This is a genomic window from Brevundimonas sp. 357, assembly GCF_003938605.1.
GTDB lineage: Bacteria > Pseudomonadota > Alphaproteobacteria > Caulobacterales > Caulobacteraceae > Brevundimonas.
The window spans coordinates 167,624-186,133 of the sequence record NZ_RHWX01000007.1 but is presented as its reverse complement, the minus strand read 5'-3'; the positions used below and the strand labels follow the sequence as shown (position 1 = coordinate 186,133).

Genomic DNA, 18,510 nt, shown 5'->3' with positions numbered 1-18,510 from the left:
TCGCTCGTTTCATTCCGTCCGTCCTTTCAAGGGCCGGACTCTAGCTCCGCGTGGAGGAAATTCTCAGGGGCACGTCAGTGGCCCTACCATCCCCCTCCCCAGCCCCCCGCCCAGGCGGGTCACCCTGGGGCAAATGCGGGTCCGCCCCGCTCCAGACTTCCCCCTCCAAACCGCCTCCCGCTGCGCCCCCTTCGGCACCGCGTGATGGCGCTCGTCTGAACTCAACCCACCAAAGGAAAATCACCCATGCCCAAGGCACACCTGACTCAAGCTTTCGTCGCCAACGCCGGTTGCGAGGTCGGCAAGAAGAAGACCGATTGGTACGACACCCACATCTCCGGCTTCATCCTCGAGTGTCGCATCAGCGGTACAGCCACCTTTTCCCTCCGCTACATCGATGCGAGCGGGAGGCAGCGACAGTACAAGATCGGGGGCGTCAATGACGTCACCTGCGCCGCAGCCCGAAAGAAGGCCCAGGAACTGCGGTCGGAGGTGGTGATGGGCGGCGACCCCGGCGCGAAGAAGGCGCTGGCCAAGTCCATCCCGACCTATGGTGAGTTGGCCGAGAAGCATCTGGCCTTCGCCAAGCTCCACCTCAAATCCTACCACGATCTGGAGTCCTGCATGCGGATCCACATCATCCCAAAGTGGGGGAAGACCCGCCTCACCGACATAACTAGCCAGTCGGTCGGCCAGTGGTTGAACGAGAAGCGTGTCGGCGGCTTGGCACCGGCCTCGGTCGAGAAGATGCGGGTGATCCTGGGCCGATCCTTCGTCCTGGGGGCTAGCTGGGACATACCGGGCACGGAAAGGAACCCGACACGGGGCATCCCCAGAAAGCCTCTGAACAACGGGCGTGAGCGCTTCCTGACGCCCGAGGAGACCGCTCGACTGAAGGCGGCGGTGGCCGCGTCCCAGAACTCGCAACTTCAGCACATCGTCGGCCTGCTCCTCCTCACCGGTGCACGCCTGCGGGAACTCCTAGACGCCAAGTGGGAGAACGTAGATGTGGAACGACGGTCGTGGTTCATCCCGACCAGTAAGACAGGCAAATCACGCCATGTGCCGCTGTCCACGCCTGCCTTGGCCATCATCGAGAAGTTGCCGCGCTTCAAGGGGTGTCCCTGGCTGGTCCCGAATGTGGAGACACGTCTTCCCTTGGTGTCGATCAAACACAGCTGGCAGCACGCAATTAAGGAAGCGAAGCTGCCGGGGCTCCGCCTCCACGACCTGCGCCACAGCGCGGCCAGTAACATGGTCAACAGCGGCGTCGATCTCTTCGCGGTCGGCAAGGTGCTGGGTCACGCCAGTTATCAAAGCACCCAGCGCTACAGCCACCTCGCCAATGACACCCTGCTGAAGGCTGTCGAGGCCGGGGCCGCTAAACAGGCCGCCTTCTAACTTCCCGAGCGCTTCATCCGCATCCTGGCATCACGTCGGGGTGCGGGTGGGGCGCCTTTTATTTTTTCTCTTTGGCTGTTTGACCGGACGCAATATTCATCTGCGCCATCGTCTGGCGATCTCATCGTAGCGGACGTCGATCATCAGCCGGTCAATGATCTGAGGATCGAATGGGCCGCCGTACCAGTCCAGCGTGGTTCGGCGCTAGGGGTGTCCACTGAAACGAGGGAGGATCACCTATGCTCGATCACAAACGGAGCTTCAGCAAGCGCTGATCTGCGGGAGGCACATCTCGACTGACCCCAGTGAAGACTTCACACGGCCGCATGGTTGGAGGCTACGTCGGAGCGACGCCTTGTGGCCAAGTCTCGCCGTACTCCTTTAGCGCCGGGGCGGAGCAGACTACCGTGAGCCAGCTACCCTCCGCGCTACGTTTGAGCCGCGTCAGTCCTGCATAAATGAGGGCTAGGGACTCGGGACTTTCCGCATGGTCTACGTGGACAACAAGGGCTCGGGTCTCCCATCCCTTGAAGCTGTGGAGCGTCGTCGCCTTTACGCGGGCGTCGCCCATGTAGAAGCCCATTTTAGAGCGCCGCTGTTCGCGCTTGTCCCCGGAGAAAGTTTGCACAACCCTCGGCCCAAATTCTTCCAGATCGATCACCACCCTCTCCCCAAACGCCATATTGGCTGTCAGGAGCGTGATGTCCGCATTGGCTAGGCCGGCTTTTCCTGATTGATGCATAAGCGAGATGATCGCGCGAACGCAAAGTTCCTGCGCATCTGCGACCTCGCATTGAACCCAGCGCAGGTTGCACGGATAGAGGGCGAGAGATCCTTGCTCTTGTTGCGGGATGTCTGCCGTGTCGCCAGGCAAGAAGCGTTCCGCGAAGGCTGTCGCCAAGTTCAGCATATCCGGCGGAAGTCGGTAACTGACACCCAGTTGCGCCCACCGCCCCCCCTGGAAACCGGCCCCGGTCATTACTTCCTCGGTCCACGCTTTCGCTGTCCCGTAAACGTCCTGAGTAGCATCGGCCACCAAGACCATCTCACCGCCCGGCTTGCACGCCGTCCGTAGAGCGGCCCACCAAGACGGGTGATAATCCTGCCCCTCGTCAACCAAAACTGCGTCGTATCGCTGTGCCCCAGGCTCGGCCATTGCCCGTATAGCTAGAGCAGGCAATACCTCTTCCAAGAGTCTCGTGAGTTCGCGCTGCCTGTTCCCGCCGCTTTCCGGAAGGCTCGAGAATAGACGATCGTAGACCTCGTCCCAACCTGCATCGTAGCACACGCTTTTACACCAGTAGTGAAAGTGTGAGAACGAAATATTCTGGAGGCTTCTTCCGATTTTCAACCCTCGGACCACTGCATCTCTAAGGTAGTGCCAGAGCGTAATATTGAAGGTCACGATGAGGACGGTTTTTCCTTCATCAGCCAACTTTGCCGCGCGGGCGGCCAGAATGAGAGACTTGCCTGACCCTGCGGGGCCCTTTATTCGTCTGTATCCCGAATCCGTTCGTGTATTCGCCAGCATCTGTTGATTTTTATCGAGCTCCAGTGGCTGTCTCTGAGTCTTGGAGAAATCAGGCTCCACTAGCCAACCGCGCAAATCGTCAGCTAGCGCTGGGGTCATAAACTTGGAGTGTTCACGAACAGACTCAGGAAATACGTGACATAGATCACCATTCCTGAGCTCTTGGATTCCGCTAATGGGTTGGTATGCTTTGTATTCTTCGTTTTCTCCCAACTGCAAAAATGGTCGAAGCAAAGAGTGCACGCGCTTGGAGTCCGCGAACGGAAATATGACGCCTGCCGTCACTGCTGCGAACCCGCCATTACTGTTCAATCTCGGGCAGTAGAGTTGAAATATCTCGTTACGATACCGGTTCACCTGTGTAGCAGGATTTTTGTTCTGAACACTGAACCTCCGTTCGCCGTCATTGGCGCACAGGACTTCGTAGCCGAAATTATCGCGTTCGCGATAGTACTCCATGGCATCTAGATTCCAGTCTTTTACCTCAAAGACCGCGATGCCGACGTTGGGATTAAGTAGAACGAAATCCGGTCTTAGCCCGTTCAAGTGCGGCTGTACGTATATTTCCCAATCAGGTGACAGTCGCTTATTGAAGAAATCTAGGACAATAGACTCGCCTCTTGTCAGTGGCTGCCGAAGGGACTTGTAATCTTCCAGAGGCGGCTCGATAATTCGTGTCATCTTTGCCCGAAGGATATTGATACGACTATTCTGGACTGCGCATAGCGCGGTCTAGTTTTTTGAGTGTCGGCGTTACGCGCCAGAGGGAAAGAACCTGCGCTGGGGCCCCTTGATCGCTACAATGCCTTCCGATTGCAGGCGCGCCAACGCACTCCCTTCTTGGAACCCGAGGCCGCCTCCCTGCTCCAGGACACTTTCTGCTGCACTTAGAATTGCTTCGGTGTTTGCCGAGGATGCGGACGCATAGAGAGCCAGTCGGCGCGACATCTCATCGGTGACCAATGCCGAGGGGCTCTGGCCAGTCAATTTGGACAGAAGGTCGAGCATGACCGCCACCTTCTCGCCGGGGCGGACATTGACCACGACAAAACTCTCGGCCCGCTTTTCCGCTTCAGCCTCGCCGATCCCGTCGATGATGGTGGATAGAACGCCCTTGGTCATTTTGTCATACCCTGCAACTTGTCGCGCAGCCCGTAATAAGTAGCCGTGTGGTTGTCGTAACCATCCTCTTCTGGGCGACCATGAATGTTTCCGTCATCCAACATATTGCGAAGCATATTATTAAAGTCATCTCCCAGCGCGTCCCAAACCCACGGCTGAGAGATGCTGTCATAGGAAGCTGACTGATCTGCTGTGTGAGCCAACATGGTCCGAGCATCGACCTCCTTGATACTCATCAACTCATCCCGCATGTACGAATGCAGGATTTCGTTGATCAGCGAGGAGCGCGTTATCCCGTACAGCGTCGCCAGGGCATCAAGCAGGACAATGTCATCCTGCCTAATCCGAATGTTGAACTTCCGGTCATTCCTACCAAGAACCGCGCTGGGGCCAGCCTCTCCGCGGAGCTTTTCTGGGTAAACGTGGACGGCAATTTCACCGCGTTTCGTCTTAAGTGTCCGACTATCATCCTTAGACATGGCGGAACCTCTTCGTATTACGGAAGACTGTAATCTGCGTTGCACCATCATTGCCGAGAACCAAGGTCGCGCCCCCGGCCCGACGCAGACGCTCCAAAACCTTGAGCTGTCTCCTTTTGCGCGAAATCTCTTCTTCAAACATGTTTCTGCCCCCTGCCTAGTTGTGTGTTTCCTGCGCGGCGTTCGGCGTTCCGGATTTCTTGCCGCAAGATGGATTCTGCGAGGGCGCAGCGGCGGGCAGTCAGGACAATTCTATCCGCTCGCTCATTCCACTCGCCCAATTCGTGGATCACGGAGATCTCTGCCTCTGTGATGCCGCGCTGCCTCATCCGGTCGTTCATATGGCTGGTCCGCATCGCGAACTCCTTTCTGCAACTTCGAACATACCGATGTATAGCCAGAAATTGGCCGTCCACAAGAGCCAAATTTTCACGCACACAAAGTTGCGGGCAAGCCAGATGGTGTGCGGGTAAGGGTGGACTTGCAGCTCGAGAGCTTCACGGGGCGCTTGCAGGTATGGCGCAGGTCGGATTTCAGCGTCGGACTGAGTTAACGATCGCAACTTAGGAAACGTCGGAATCACCTCGTCACGCCAGAATGGGAAGTCTGTGGGTGGGGCTCTTTCGCTGCGGCCCGAACAACGCTAGAAGCCAAGCCACGACTGGGTTTTACGGCTCGCCTTCCGACGAGTTCGTAATGAGGGGGTCAGGTGTTCGAGTCACCTAAGCGGCACCACTTCTCTCTTCGCCCTTCAAAACGCACCCAGCCTCGGGCGACGCATCCGCACGCTCGCCAGGCGTCAAGCCGCCAGGGCGCGGAGCGGTCGGCTCAGGGCAAAGTCGGATGGGGCGAAGCTGCGGACCTCGTGGTTGCCGCGATAGAGGTCGATGCGCTCCAGGCGCGGCCAGTCGCGCGCGACCTCCGTCAGGCCGCGCACGGCCTCGACCTCGGTGGCGCCGGGCAGGACGCACAGCTCGGGCGTGATCGCCTCGGGCGTGTGGATCAGACAATAGAAGACGTCCATGAGCGCGATCCCGACCTTCAGTCGCCGTCCCCTTGCCGAAGATTGATGACAGGCAGGCGCTTGAAAATGCGACGCTTTGGAGAAGTCGCATTAAGGATGCTCGACCTGAGAGGTCGCACCCGCGACAGAAGCCGCCTTGCACGTATAAGCATATCTTTATATGTCTAGCGACCTTATCGTCACGCAGGAGCCTGCCTTGGCCCGTTCGTCGTTCCTCTTCACCTCCGAGAGCGTCTCGGAAGGCCATCCCGACAAGGTTGCGGATCAGATTTCCGACGCCGTCGTCGACCTGTTCCTGTCCAAGGATCCCGAAGCGCGGGTGGCCTGTGAAACCCTGACGACGACCAATCTGGTGGTGCTGGCCGGCGAGATCCGCGGCAAGGGCATCATGAACGCCGAGGGCGAGTGGGCGCCGGGCGTTCAGCAGGAAATCGAAGCTGCGGTGCGCGGCGTGGTGCGCGACATCGGCTATGAGCAGGACGGCTTCCACTGGAAGACCTTCCGCTTCGAGAACAACCTGCACCCGCAGTCGGCCCACATCGCCCAGGGCGTCGACGCCGGCGAAGACAAGGACGAGGGCGCGGGCGACCAGGGCATCATGTTCGGCTACGCCTCGAACGAGACGCCCGAGCTGATGCCGGCCACCCTGCAATACAGCCACAACATCCTGAAGGTCCTGGCCGAGGCCCGCCATTCGGGCAGGGAGCCGGGCCTTGAGCCCGACGCCAAGAGCCAGATCACCCTGCACTATGAAGACGGCCGCCCGGTGCGCGCGACCTCCATCGTCGTCTCGACCCAGCACAAGGCGAACCTGAGCCAGGAGCAGGTCGCGGCCATAGTGAAGCCCTATGTCGAGAAGGTGCTGCCGCAGGGCTTCATCACCGCCGACACCGAGTGGCACATCAACCCGACCGGCACCTTCGTCATCGGCGGGCCGGACGGCGACGCCGGCCTGACCGGGCGCAAGATCATCGTCGACACCTACGGCGGCGCGGCCCCGCACGGCGGCGGCGCCTTCTCGGGCAAAGATCCGACCAAGGTCGACCGCTCGGCCGCCTACGCCTGCCGCTACCTGGCCAAGAACGTCGTCGCGGCGGGCCTGGCCGACCGCTGCACCATCCAGATCAGCTACGCCATCGGCGTGTCCAAGCCCCTGTCGGTCCACGTCGACCTGCACGGCACGGGCAAGATCGATGAGGCGGTGCTGGAGGCCGAACTGCCCAAGCTGATCGGCGGCGCCTCGCCGCGCGCCATCCGCGAGCACCTGGGTCTGAACAAGCCCATCTATCGCCGCACCGCCGCCTACGGCCATTTCGGCCGCACGCCGGACGCCGACGGCGGCTTCTCCTGGGAAAAGACCGACCTGGTCGACGCCCTCAAGGCCCTGGCCGCCTGACCCTTCTAAACGGCTGAAAATCCAGCCTAAAAACGGGGGCGTCGCGGATCAGTTCGCGGCGCCCTAGACGCATTGGCGGACCGGCGCCGCAATCCCGCGCTTGCATCGCGGCGCGTCTGGTCCTTTAAGCGCGCCGAACGCCTCCCCCAAGCGTCCCCTGACCCTTGCGTCTCCTGAAAGGATTCACCGACCGATGAGCACGCCCGCCCCCAAGAAAGTCGTCCTCGCCTATTCGGGCGGGCTGGACACGTCGATCATCCTGAAGTGGCTGCAGGAGGAATACGGCGCCGAGGTCGTGACCTTCACCGCCGACCTGGGTCAGGGCGAAGAGCTCGCCCCCGCCAAGGAGAAGGCGCTGAAGCTGGGCATCAAGCCCGAGAACATCTTCATCGACGACCTGCGCGAAGAGTTCGTGCGCGACTTCGTCTTCCCGATGTTCCGCGCCAACACCGTCTATGAGGGCCAGTATCTGCTGGGCACCTCGATCGCCCGTCCGCTGATCTCCAAGCGCCAGATCGAGATCGCCCGCATGGTCGGCGCCGACGCCGTCTGTCACGGCGCCACCGGCAAGGGCAACGACCAGGTCCGCTTCGAGCTGGGCTATTATGCGCTGGAGCCCGACATCCGCGTCATCGCCCCCTGGCGCGAGTGGGACTTCAAGTCCCGCGAGGCCCTGCTGGACTTCGCCGAGAAGCACCAGATCCCGATCTCCAAGGACAAGCGCGGCGAGGCCCCCTTCTCGGTCGACGCCAACCTTCTGCACTCCTCGTCCGAGGGCAAGGTGCTGGAAGACCCAGCCGTCGAGGCGCCCGAGTTCGTGCACCAGCGCACCATCTCGCCGGAAGCCGCCCCCGACACGCCGACCGTCATCACCATCGCCTATGAAAAGGGCGATCCGGTCGCCATCGACGGCGAGGCCCTGTCGCCCGCCGCCCTGCTGACCAAGCTGAACCAGCTGGGCCACGACAACGGGATCGGCCGTCTGGACATGGTCGAGAACCGCTTCATCGGCATGAAGTCGCGCGGCGTCTATGAGACCCCCGGCGGGACCATCCTGCTGGCCGCCCACCGCGGCATGGAGTCGATCACCCTGGATCGCGGCGCCATGCACCTGAAGGACGAGCTGATGCCGAAATACGCCTCGCTCATCTACAACGGCTTCTGGTTCAGCCCCGAGCGCGAGATGCTGCAGGCCGCCATCGACCACAGCCAGCAGAAGGTGTCGGGGACCGTCCGCGTCAAGCTCTACAAGGGCAACGTGACCATCATCGGCCGCGAAAGCCCCAACAGCCTGTACGATCAGGATCTGGTGACTTTCGAGGAAGGCGTCCAGGCCTATGACCACAAGGACGCCGAGGGCTTCATCAAGCTGAACGCTCTGCGCCTGCGCGTCCTGGCCAAGCGGGACGGCCAGAAGGGCTAAGTCGCCCCTGACAACCCAAGCCTACCGGGGCCGGGCGATTCTCAGGATCGCCCGGCTTCTGTCATCCGTGACCCAGATGGAGCCGTCCGGCGCCGTCGCCATCGTCACCGGCGAGCCGCGCGGATGACGCCCGGCGACCTTGTCCCAGCCCGGCGTCAGCACCTTGCCGTTCACGCTGGGCGCGCCGGCGGGGTAGGGCAGGGCGCCGCGCGGATAGACGGCGTAGCGCCCGCCTATATCGGTCAGAGGCCGGCCCGCCTCGTCCGTCTCGACCGCCACGATGCGTCCGGCAGCGCGGCGGAAGCCGTGCCAGGTCATCAGCAGCCGCCCCTGCAGCTCAGGGAACATCGCCCCATCGTAATAGATCAGGTCCAGCGGCGCCGCGTGCGGCGGCAACAGGGCGATCGGCCGTTCGCGCTCATTGCAGCGCGCCTGACGCGCCGGCCAGCCCGGCAGGGGCGTGGCCAGATCGACGCAATAGGGCCAGCCGTAATGGCGTCCCTGCGTCAGGACGTTGATCTCGTCATAGGGATGATCCGGCGTGTCCAGATCGACCGAATTCTCGGCCTGAAGCACCGTTCCCGACGAGTGCCGCACCAGGGCGATGGAGTTCCTCAGCCCGCTGGCGAAGACGGTGCTGTCCTCGGCCCAGCGGCCGTTCCCCAGATAGGCGTGGCGTCGCACCTGCGCCGTCGCGGCGTCCTCGACGCAGGCCCCGCGCGCATCCGTCTTCGGCTTGCCCGCCGCGTCCAGACAGCGGTCGCTGGGCGCCCCGACATTGACCAGCAGGTCGCCGTTCCCGTCGAAGACGAAGCTGGACAGCGGGTGGCGGTTGTCGTGCAGCCGGTTGTCCGGCAGGTCGCCGATGACGGTGCGGACGCTGGCCTGCGCATCGGCCGCGTCGGGATCCAGCGTCAGGATGCGGTTCATCTCGGACACATAAATCCGCCCGTCCGGCCCGCGCTTGACCGTGTGCGGCATCGAAAGGCCGCTCGCCAGCCGCCGCCAGCGCGCCGCGCCGTCGGCCGCAAACGACAGCCGCCACACCGCCCCCTTGCCCGCCTCCCAGGCGCCCAGGTCCGTGACCAGCCAGTCGCCGCCCTCCAGCGGCATCAGGCCGCGCGGCATCCGCGGCCCGTCCTGGCCCGCCCCCTGCCACACCAGACCGAGGCAATAGCCCTCGGCCATGCGTACGGCTGTAACGGCACGGCCGTCGCAATCCCCCTGCACGGCGTAGGCCCGGACCGCCGCCTGCGCCAGGGCATGCGGCGCGAACGCCGTTGTCGAAAGAAGAACAGCGGCCGCGATCAAACGGAGCATCATGATGGTCAGGCCAGATCCTGAATCTCTTCTTCCGTCAGTTCGCCGGGCACGATAGTGACGGGCAGCTTTCGGCCGGTGAAGCCGGCGCCGTGTTTCAAAACGGCGGAAATCAGAGGGCCAGGGCCGCGCCCGTTGGCGCCGGCGGCCAGGATCAGGATCTTGATGTCGGGATCGTCGCTGACCGCCTTGCGGATGGCGGCCTGGGGGTCGCCTTCCTCGATCAGATAGACGGGCGGGGCGCCGGACGTCTCGGCGACCTTTTCCCCCAGCCGGGCCAGCAGAGCCTCGGCCTCCTCGCGTTGCTGGCGTCGAATTTCATCGCGGACGCCGGACCAGTGCTCGTCCGATCCGCCGACCAGGGCGCGCAACAGCACCACATGGCCCCCGGTCGAACGCGCGCGGCGCGCGGCATAGGCCAAGGCCGCGTCCAATTCGGGAGTGTCGTCGACGACGACGAGGAACTTCCTGGGCATGGGCCCTCCGGTTCGCTGAACAGCAGGCGCCACCTAAACCGACCCCGCCCCAAACGCCAAGGCCCGCCCGCCTCGCCAAACGACGAAACGGACGGGCCCTGATTGCGGCGCCGACGCGAGCCGCTCCTGCTCGAGCGCCTCATGCGCTCAAGCAGCGAACCGCCGCGCGGCGAGCGATAGCGCACTAAGAGCGCTCAAGCAGTGAGCGACCGCGTCGCGAACGTAGCGCGTGACGCCGGGCTCACGCCCGGCGTCACCACCATTTAGGAAGCCGAAGCCAGCACCTCGCGGATCTCGCCGTTGGCGATAGTCAGCTTGGCGAAGGTCCAGCCGGAGCCCGAGGTCTCGATCTCATCGACCGAGGCGCGCAGGGCCTCCACCTGATCCATGCGGGCGCCGATCCAGGCGTCGACCGCCTGTTCGGCGCTGTCCTCGCCGGCGCCTGCCGCCTGGGCCGAGGCCTTGGCCACGGCGCGGGTCAGCTGCTGCTGCTCGGTCATCAGATCCTGGATCAGGCGACGCACGGCCAGGCGATCGAAGCGATCGCCGGACGGCACCGACCCCGCCGCCACGCGCAGGCGGTCGAAATCGAAGGCGGCGCCGACCTGGTGATAGACGCGGGCCATGGCCGGGGCGTCCCAACCCAGTTCGCCCGACAGGTCGCCGATGTCGGCCGTGGCCACCATCGGACGCAGCATGGCGATGTCGCGGGCCAGGTCTTCCGGCGCGCCCAGACCGATGAAGGTCTGGACCCGGCCTTCGTAGCGGGCGTGCTCATAACGCGACAGCACTTCCGGGCCGGCGGCGCGCAGGGCGTCGGCGGCGGGCTGATAGGCGGCGATCATGCCGCCGACCGTCGTCTCGGTGCGGGCCGCGCGGCGCGCCAGCCAGAAGGTCTGGCGACGCAGGACCAGGGCGATCTCCTGATAGAGGGCCGTCTGGGCCTCGGCCGGAATCTTCAGGTCCAGGGCCGACACCGCCTTCCAGGCCTCGTCGAGGCGGAAGACGTGGCGGGCGGTCTCGAAGGCCGTGACCATGGCGGCGGTGTCGCATTCCGCCGCCGCGCGCAGGCGGTCGGGGAAGGTCGGCCCGGCCATGTTGACGATCTCGTTCGACAGCACGGTGGCGATGATGTCGCGACGCAGGCGGTGGCCCTTCATGTCCTCTTCGAACTGGGCCAGCGGCGCCGGGAAGTACTCCAGCAGCAGGCGTTCGAAGAAGGCGTCGTCCGGCGCCGTCGAGCCGACGATCTCGTCGAACAGCTCGAGTTTGGAATAGGCGGTCAGGACCGCCAGCTCCGGCCGGGTCAGGGCCTGGCCTTGCAGCTTCATCTCGGCGATGCGGGCGTCGTCGGGCAGGTATTCGACCGCCCGGTTCAGCTTACCGATCGACGACAGGTGCTGCATGAAGGCCTGCTGAGAGTCCAGCGCGGCCGCGCCTTCGGCCTGTTGCAGGGTCAGGGCCAGGGTCTGGTCGTAGTTGTGGGCCAGCACCTTGTCCGCGACCTCGTCGGTCATCGACTTGAGCAGGGCGTTGCGGTCCTCGGCCTTCAGATGGCCCGAGGCGATGGCGCCGCCGGTCAGGATCTTGATGTTCACCTCGTGGTCCGATGAGTCCACGCCGGCCGAGTTGTCGATGGCGTCGGTGTTCAAACGCACGCCCGCGCGGGCGGCTTCGATCCGCCCGAGCTGGGTCGCGCCCAGGTTGGCGCCTTCGCCGACGACCTGCGCACGGATCTCGCCGCCGTTGATGCGGATGGCGTCGTTGGCCTTGTCGCCGACCTGCAGGTTGGTCTCGCCGGCGCCCTTGATGTAGGTGCCGATGCCTCCGAAGTAGAGCAGCTCGGCGCGGGCCTTGAGGATGGCCTGCATCAGGGTGACCGGATCGACGCTGTCGGCCTCGATGTCCAGCAGCGCCTTGATCTGCGGCGTCAGGGCGATCGACTTGGCCGAGCGGGAGAAGACGCCGCCGCCTTCGGAGATCAGGCTCTTGTCATAGTCCTGCCAGCTGGTGCGCGGCGTCTCGAACAGGCGCTTGCGCTCGGCCCACGACTTCGCCACGTCCGGGTTCGGATCGATGAAGATGTCGCGGTGATCGAAGGCGGCCACCACCTTGATCGCCTTGGACAGCAGCATGCCGTTGCCGAAGACATCGCCCGACATGTCGCCGACGCCCACCACGGTGAAAGGCTCGGTCTGGATGTCCTTGCCGATCTCGCGGAAGTGGCGCTTGACCGCTTCCCAGGCGCCGCGCGCCGTGATGCCCATCTCCTTGTGGTCATAGCCGGCCGAGCCGCCCGAGGCGAAGGCGTCGTCCAGCCAGAAGCCGTAGGACTGGCTCACGCCGTTGGCGATGTCCGAGAAGGTCGCCGTGCCCTTGTCGGCGGCCACGACCAGATAGGGGTCGTCGCCCTCCCAGGCCACGACATTGGCCGGACGCACCGGGGCGCCGTCGCCGACGATGTTGTCGGTGATGTCCAGCATGCCGGACAGGAAGGTCTTGTAGGCGCGAATGGCCTCGGCCTGGGTCTCCTCGCGCGTGCCGCCGACCGGCAGCTGCTTGGGATAGAAGCCGCCCTTGGAGCCGACCGGCACGATGACCGAGTTCTTGACCTGCTGGGCCTTCACCAGACCCAGAACCTCGGTGCGGAAGTCGTCGCGACGGTCCGACCAGCGCAGGCCCCCGCGCGCCACCGGGCCGAAGCGCAGGTGCGAGCCCTCGATATGCGGCGCCCAGACGAAGATTTCGCGGAAGGGCTTGGGCAGGGGCAGGTCGGCCAGTTCCTGACCGGCGATCTTGATCGAGATGTGGGCCTTCGGCGCACCCTCGGCGTCCAGCTGATAGAAGTTGGTGCGCTTGATCCCGTCGATCAAGGCCGCGATGCGGCGCAGGGCCCGGTCGTGATCCAGGCTCTTCACGTCCTGCAGCAGGGTTTCGATCTTGGCGTCCAGTTCGGCCACGGCCGCCTCACGCTCGGCGACCGAACCACCGTGCGCCGGGTCGAACTTGGCCTTGAACAGCGACAGGATGGCGCGCGCCACGTCGGGGTACTCGCGCAGGGCGGCTTCCTGCACCGACTGCGACGGGTCCAGGCCCGTCTGCTGGCGATAGCGGGCCAGGGTGCGGATCAGGGCCGCCTCGCGCCAGTCGACGCCCAGCTCGAGTACCAGGCGGTTGAAGCCGTCGCTCTCGGTGCGGCCGTTCCACACGGCCTTGAAGGCCTCTTCGAACGGGGTCTTGAGGTCGGCGAACACCAGGTCGGCGCCGCGCGGGTCTTCCAGCAGGAAGTCGTGGATGTAGATCGGCTCCTGGCCGATCGTGCGTACGACGTGGTCGGATTCCTCGAGCGTCTTCAGGCCCATGTCGGCCAGGATCGGCAGGACGTCCGACAGCGGTACGGCCGAACCGCGGCGATACAGCTTGAAGCGGAACTGCAGATTGGTCTCGTCGGCCGTGCGGAAGGCGCGCACCGCCACCGGCTCGGCGTGGACGCCGTCGGCGGCCGAGCCGTCGTTCAGACGGTCGAACTGCTCCAGGTCGGCCACGGCCTCGGCCGCGTCATAGCGGGCGCGGAAGGCCACGCCGAAACCGTCGGCCCAGCGGGCGCTGGTCGGGCCGACGGCGGCTTCATCGACCCCGGCCAGGCGCAAGGCGCGCTCGAAGCGATCGATCCAGCTGCGGCCGGCCTCGGCCACCTCGGCCTCCAGAGCCTGCAGGTCCGGGGTCGGGTGATCGCCGGGCGTCACGCCGATGATGTAGTGGACGCGGGTCAGCGGCTGATCGGTCAGCTGCGGATACCAGGCCGAAACGCGGCCGCCCCAGGCCTGAGCCAGAATGCCGCCGATGCGCTGGCGCAGGTCGGCGTCGAAGCGCTCGCGCGGAATGAAGCACAGCACCGAGACGAAGCGGTCGAACGGATCACGGCGCGTGAACAGGCGGATGCGCGGACGGTCGTACAGGTGCAGAATGCCCAGCGCCGTATCCAGCAGCTCGTCTTCGCCGATCTGGAACAGCTCGTCGCGGGGATAGTTCTCGAGGATGTTCTTCAGGCGCTTGTAGTTGTGGCTGCCCGGCGTCTTGCCGGCGCGTTCCAGCGCATTGGCGACCTTGCGCCGGATCAGCGGCACTTCCTTGGCCATCTTGTCGTAGGCTTCGGCGGTGAACAGGCCGACAAAGCGGGTCTCGCCGGTCGCCTTGCCGTCCGCGTCGTAGCGCTTGATCCCGACGTAATCCATGTAGGCGCGGCGATGCACGCGCGAGCGCATATTGGCCTTCGCCACGGTGACCGGATCGCTCTCGTCCAGCTGGCGCTGCATGGCGGCGGTCAGGACGGCGGGCTCGGAGGCGCGGCGCAGGACGCGGCGCTCGGGATCGCTGAGCACGCCCAGGCCGTCGCTGGACTGGTTCAGGGGCGCCTCGGCCTCATACGAACCCGAAGCGTCGCGCGGATAGTCGTAGTCGCGCGCGCCCAGGAAGACGAAGTGATCGCTCTTGGCCCAGCGCAGGAACTCGAGGTTCTCCTTCAGCACCTCGGGATCGACGCCCTTCGGCGGAGCGGCTTCAAGACGCTGGACGGCGTCGCGCATGGTCTGGACCATGGCGCCGTGGTCGCGCACGGCGACGCGCACGTCGGCCATGGCCTGCGCCAGGCCCTCGCCCAGGGCGTCGCGGCGCTCCTGCGGCAGGGGGTCGATGACGACGATGATCAGGGAGTCGCGACGGCCGGCCTCGACCTCGACGATCGGGTGGAACAGGGCGCGGACGGTGACGCCCGCCTCAGCCAGTTCGCCCAGGACGCTGTCGACCAGGAAGGGGCCGTCGTCCTGCAGGATCAGGATCTGATCATAGCCGGTGTTGACCCCGGCGGCGTCGGCCAGCGGGCCGACGGTGATGCGGGCGGGCTCGCCCGCCTTGCGGGCCTCGGCGCCGCGCCAGGCCCCCGCCAGCAGGACCGCCAGGTCGTCGCCGCCGAGTTCGGGCGTCTCATCGGCCGAATAGTCGTCGAAAGCCTGAGCCAGCAGGGTCTTCTCCGCCGCGCCCGGCGGCGCCGCAATCCGCGCGTAGGCCGCCTCCAGCGCTCCCAGGTCGGCGGGAACGGCGGGAACGATGCGCGAAGCAGCGGACATGACTCAGGTCTCGAACGGCGCGGTGGAAAACCGCTGGGGAAAACAGCCGCACCTTAGCGTCCCCGGCGAGAACGGCTAGGCCGCCGACGCCCCGAAAGACAGGGAATTTCAGTGTGCACCGCAGCATGTGGCGCAGGAGGCCCAGTTGTGGACTGTTTTAGCCAAGCCCGCTGCAGAACAGAGAAATAAAAGCCCCAATTCAGCCGTGATCGGACAGAAGCGCGCGTCGGCATGAAGGAAAATCGGTCCCCGAAACGAACAAGGCCGTCGAACGATGTCCGACGGCCTGCTCGGTCCGGCGCTTAGGAGGGGGAGGGGAAGCGCCGGCCTCAGACGCCGCGGCCCGGGAGGGGGAGGGGAGGGCCGCGTCGTGTGAGGATGAGATAGGCGACGATTACGGCCATTCAAGGACAATTGAAGGATTATTTCCGGCTTTCGTCCTGCGGCGGGACGTCGCGGCCAAGAATCCGTCCGAGCCAGGAAGATCCGCCCTCCTTTTCCGATTCCCTGCCGCGCTTCTGCGCATAGGGCTCGCCGTCGCCGGACAACAGCACGGCGATCCAGCGCGAGCCCTTGAACTCGGCCAGGATGGCCATGGCCATCACCGCCAGCGGGGTCGACAGGAACATCCCCGCCACGCCCCACAGCTTGCCCCAGAAGGCCAGGGCCAGAAGGACGACGATGGGGTCGATGTTCTGATTGTCGCCCTGCATCCGCGGCTGGACCAGGTTACCCACCAGAAACAGCAGGGTCTGAAGACCGACGAACAGGATCAGGGCGGGCCAGTAGCTTTCGAACTGGACCAGGGCGAACAGGGGCGGGGCGCAGCCCGCCACGGCGCCGCCCAGCACCGGAATGAAGCCGACGATGAAGATGACGAAGGTCCAGAATTCGGCGTTCTGAAGCCCCACCGCCCGCATCAGCACCCAGGCCACGGCGCAGATCATGACCCCGGTCACGGCCTGGACCCACAGATAGCCCTCGACCCCGCCGCGCACGCGCTCGAACACCTCCAGCGCCTCCTGGCGCGGGCCGCGTTCCGGGAACATGCCGACCATCTTCTTGCGGAAGCCCGCCTGCGACGCCAGCAGGAAGCCCAGGTAGATCATGACGAAGAAGGCGCCGGTGGCCGCGCCCTGCACCTGGAAGGCCGCGCTGGTCAGCCAGCCGCGCACGTCGATACCGGCGATCATGTCGTGCAGCGTCGGCGGATCGCTGACCCCGACCAGGGCCGAGACGTCGCGGCTGATCTGATCGATGCGCGGGCCGATGCTGCCCGCCACGCCCGAGGCGTCGGTGAAGAAGCCGGCCGCCCCGTCGACGATGATCCAGATCGAGGCCAGGAAGCCCAGCACCACCAGGATCAGAGCCGCCGCCCCGGCGAAACGGGGCGGAATCGGCGTGCGCCGCTCAAGCGCGCGCTTCACTCCGTCGATCATGATCATCAGGAACAGGGCCATGGCCAGGGGCGTCAGAATGTCCCTGAGCCAGTAGAGCGCCGCCCCCGCCGCCACGACGGCGATCAGCACCACCGCATTCGTGGCCGGGGAGGAGTGACTGACGGTGATCGGAAGCTTCATGGCGGAACTGTCGTCGTGACCGGGAACGGCGTCAATCGCTGTAAACCGCCGAGGTTCCGCCTTGCGGCGACGGCCCGGTCGATTAAGCATGGCCTGGTACGCAGGAGACCCTCTTCATGACCGACGCCCCCGCCCTGTTTCTCGGCCAGTCCTTCGAGGGCGCGCCCGAGCGGCTGCTGCTGAATCGGGCCAACCGCCACGGCGTCGTCGCCGGCGCCACCGGCACGGGCAAGACCGTGACCCTGCAGATCATGGCCCAGGGCTTTTCCGAAGCGGGCGTCCCCGTCTTCTGCGCCGATGTGAAGGGCGACCTTTCCGGCGTCAGCCAGGACGGCGGAGTCGAAAAGTTCGCCGAGCGCGCGGGCAAGATGGGCCTGACGCTGAACGGCAAGTCGGCCCCGGTCGTCTTCTGGGATCTGTACGGTCAGAAGGGCCACCCGATCCGCGCCACCGTGTCCGACGTCGGTCCCGTGCTTCTGGCGCGGATGCTGGAGCTGAACGACGTGCAGGAGGGGGTGCTGACCGTCGCCTTCCACGTCGCCGACAAGGAAGGCCTGCTGCTGCTGGACCTTGAGGATCTGCGCGCCCTGCTGGCCTATGTCGGCGAGAACGCCCAGACTATCGGCCGCGAGGTCGGCAACGTCTCGCCAACCTCCATAGCCGCCATCCAGCGCGCCTTACTCCAGCTCGAACAGCAGGGCGGCAAGGCCTTCTTCGGCGAACCGGCCCTGCGTCTGGAGGACATGATGCGGACGGCGCTCGACGGCCGGGGCCAGGTGAACGTGCTGGACGCCACGCGGCTGATGAACAGCCCGCGCCTGTACGCCGCCTTCCTGCTGTGGCTGCTGTCCGAGCTGTTCGAGCAACTGCCCGAGATCGGCGACCCGGAGAAGCCGCGCCTGGTCTTCTTCTTCGACGAGGCCCACCTGCTGTTCAACGACGCGCCCAAGGGCCTGCTGGAGAAGGTCGAGCAGGTGGTGCGCCTGATCCGCTCCAAGGGCGTCGGCGTCTATTTCGTCACCCAGAACCCGGCCGACATTCCCGACAGCGTCCTGGCCCAGCTGGGCAACCGGGTGCAGCATGCGCTGCGCGCCTATACCCCCGCCGAGCAGAAGGGCCTGCGCGCGGCCGCCCAGAGCTTCCGCACCAATCCCGCCTTCGACACCGCCGAGGCCATTCAGGCCCTGGGCGTCGGCGAGGCTCTGGTCTCCACCCTCGATGAAAAAGGCGCGCCGACCGTGGTGGCCCAGACCAAGATCCGTCCGCCGGATTCGCGCCTCGGCCCGGCGACCGAGGCCGAACGCGCCGCGACCCTGGCCGCCAGCCCGGTGCGCGGCGTCTATGACACGGCGGTCAACCGCGAGTCGGCCGAAGAGGTGCTGAAGGCCCGCCGCGCCCAGGCCGACCGCATCGAAGCCGAGACCGCCACTGCCGCCGCCGAAGCCAAGGCGGCGGAAAAGGCGGCGCGTTCGGCCCCGGCGCCCGCCCGCGAACGCGCGGCGCCGCGCGCTCGAACCTCCAGCCGCCAGACGCCGATGGAGGCCCTGACCAAGTCGGTGCTGCGCACCGCCGGCTCGACCATCACCCGCGAACTGCTGCGCGGCGTGCTGGGCAGTCTGAAGAAGCGCTAGG

At 65.3% G+C, this 18,510-nt stretch carries 12 protein-coding genes; 4 read left to right on the top strand and 8 right to left on the bottom strand.

The genetic code is table 11. The features are described 5' to 3' along the window. Positions 1-246: 246 nt before the first annotated feature. On the top strand, positions 247-1,401 hold the full coding sequence (locus EGK63_RS08395; protein ID WP_125900805.1) for a site-specific integrase: 1,155 nt from the start codon (positions 247-249) through the stop codon (positions 1,399-1,401). Positions 1,402-1,738: 337 nt separating this feature from the next. Here EGK63_RS08395 and EGK63_RS08390 read toward each other — a convergent pair whose 3' ends face one another. The 4 genes from EGK63_RS08390 to EGK63_RS08375 form a co-directional block, all read right to left on the bottom strand. After that, complete coding sequence (locus EGK63_RS08390; protein ID WP_125900804.1) at positions 1,739-3,613, bottom strand: NERD domain-containing protein/DEAD/DEAH box helicase; 1,875 nt, start codon at positions 3,611-3,613, stop codon at positions 1,739-1,741. 72 nt (positions 3,614-3,685) lie between these two features. After that, the gene (locus EGK63_RS08385; RefSeq protein WP_125900803.1) at positions 3,686-4,054 is read right to left on the bottom strand and encodes a hypothetical protein; all 369 of its coding nucleotides are present in this window, start codon (positions 4,052-4,054) and stop codon (positions 3,686-3,688) included. Continuing rightward, complete coding sequence (locus EGK63_RS08380) at positions 4,051-4,533, bottom strand: hypothetical protein (RefSeq protein WP_125900802.1); 483 nt, start codon at positions 4,531-4,533, stop codon at positions 4,051-4,053. The genes EGK63_RS08385 and EGK63_RS08380 overlap by 4 nt, the downstream gene beginning before the upstream one ends. A gap of 799 nt (positions 4,534-5,332) precedes the next feature. Continuing rightward, positions 5,333-5,557 carry an oxidoreductase gene (locus EGK63_RS08375; protein ID WP_125900801.1) on the bottom strand — a complete coding sequence of 75 codons (225 nt, stop codon included), beginning with the start codon at positions 5,555-5,557 and terminating at the stop codon, positions 5,333-5,335. A gap of 196 nt (positions 5,558-5,753) precedes the next feature. Here EGK63_RS08375 and metK point away from each other — a divergent pair, with 196 nt between their 5' ends. Next, on the top strand, positions 5,754-6,953 hold the full coding sequence (gene metK / locus EGK63_RS08370; protein WP_125900800.1) for a methionine adenosyltransferase: 1,200 nt from the start codon (positions 5,754-5,756) through the stop codon (positions 6,951-6,953). A 193-nt stretch (positions 6,954-7,146) separates the two neighbouring features. Further along, on the top strand, positions 7,147-8,376 hold the full coding sequence (locus EGK63_RS08365; RefSeq protein WP_125900799.1) for an argininosuccinate synthase: 1,230 nt from the start codon (positions 7,147-7,149) through the stop codon (positions 8,374-8,376). A gap of 21 nt (positions 8,377-8,397) precedes the next feature. Here EGK63_RS08365 and EGK63_RS08360 read toward each other — a convergent pair whose 3' ends face one another. The 4 genes from EGK63_RS08360 to EGK63_RS08345 form a co-directional block, all read right to left on the bottom strand. Continuing rightward, on the bottom strand, positions 8,398-9,699 hold the full coding sequence (locus tag EGK63_RS08360) for a sorbosone dehydrogenase family protein (RefSeq protein WP_125900798.1): 1,302 nt from the start codon (positions 9,697-9,699) through the stop codon (positions 8,398-8,400). Positions 9,700-9,704: 5 nt separating this feature from the next. Next, on the bottom strand, positions 9,705-10,172 hold the full coding sequence (locus EGK63_RS08355) for a universal stress protein (RefSeq protein WP_125900797.1): 468 nt from the start codon (positions 10,170-10,172) through the stop codon (positions 9,705-9,707). 263 nt (positions 10,173-10,435) lie between these two features. After that, a complete protein-coding gene (locus EGK63_RS08350) occupies positions 10,436-15,298 on the bottom strand; it encodes an NAD-glutamate dehydrogenase (RefSeq protein WP_125900796.1) in 4,863 nt (1,620 codons plus the stop codon). A gap of 422 nt (positions 15,299-15,720) precedes the next feature. After that, positions 15,721-16,878, bottom strand: a complete 1,158-nt coding sequence (locus EGK63_RS08345; RefSeq protein WP_125900795.1) for an AI-2E family transporter — start codon at positions 16,876-16,878, stop codon at positions 15,721-15,723. A gap of 116 nt (positions 16,879-16,994) precedes the next feature. Here EGK63_RS08345 and EGK63_RS08340 point away from each other — a divergent pair, with 116 nt between their 5' ends. Next, a complete protein-coding gene (locus tag EGK63_RS08340) occupies positions 16,995-18,509 on the top strand; it encodes a helicase HerA-like domain-containing protein (RefSeq protein WP_125900794.1) in 1,515 nt (504 codons plus the stop codon). Position 18,510: the final 1 nt, after the last annotated feature.

Bases quoted from the DNA above. Each gene is read 5' to 3' on its own strand.
- EGK63_RS08380 (WP_125900802.1), bottom strand. From the start codon at position 4,533: ATGTCTAAGGATGATAGTCGGACACTTAAGACGAAACGCGGTGAAATT.
- EGK63_RS08350 (WP_125900796.1), bottom strand. From the start codon at position 15,298: ATGTCCGCTGCTTCGCGCATCGTTCCCGCCGTTCCCGCCGACCTGGGA.
- EGK63_RS08355 (WP_125900797.1), bottom strand. From the start codon at position 10,172: ATGCCCAGGAAGTTCCTCGTCGTCGTCGACGACACTCCCGAATTGGAC.
- EGK63_RS08390 (WP_125900804.1), bottom strand. From the start codon at position 3,613: ATGACACGAATTATCGAGCCGCCTCTGGAAGATTACAAGTCCCTTCGG.
- EGK63_RS08360 (WP_125900798.1), bottom strand. From the start codon at position 9,699: ATGATGCTCCGTTTGATCGCGGCCGCTGTTCTTCTTTCGACAACGGCG.
- EGK63_RS08395 (WP_125900805.1), top strand. From the start codon at position 247: ATGCCCAAGGCACACCTGACTCAAGCTTTCGTCGCCAACGCCGGTTGC.
- EGK63_RS08375 (WP_125900801.1), bottom strand. From the start codon at position 5,557: ATGGACGTCTTCTATTGTCTGATCCACACGCCCGAGGCGATCACGCCC.
- EGK63_RS08345 (WP_125900795.1), bottom strand. From the start codon at position 16,878: ATGAAGCTTCCGATCACCGTCAGTCACTCCTCCCCGGCCACGAATGCG.
- EGK63_RS08385 (WP_125900803.1), bottom strand. From the start codon at position 4,054: ATGACCAAGGGCGTTCTATCCACCATCATCGACGGGATCGGCGAGGCT.
- EGK63_RS08340 (WP_125900794.1), top strand. From the start codon at position 16,995: ATGACCGACGCCCCCGCCCTGTTTCTCGGCCAGTCCTTCGAGGGCGCG.
- EGK63_RS08365 (WP_125900799.1), top strand. From the start codon at position 7,147: ATGAGCACGCCCGCCCCCAAGAAAGTCGTCCTCGCCTATTCGGGCGGG.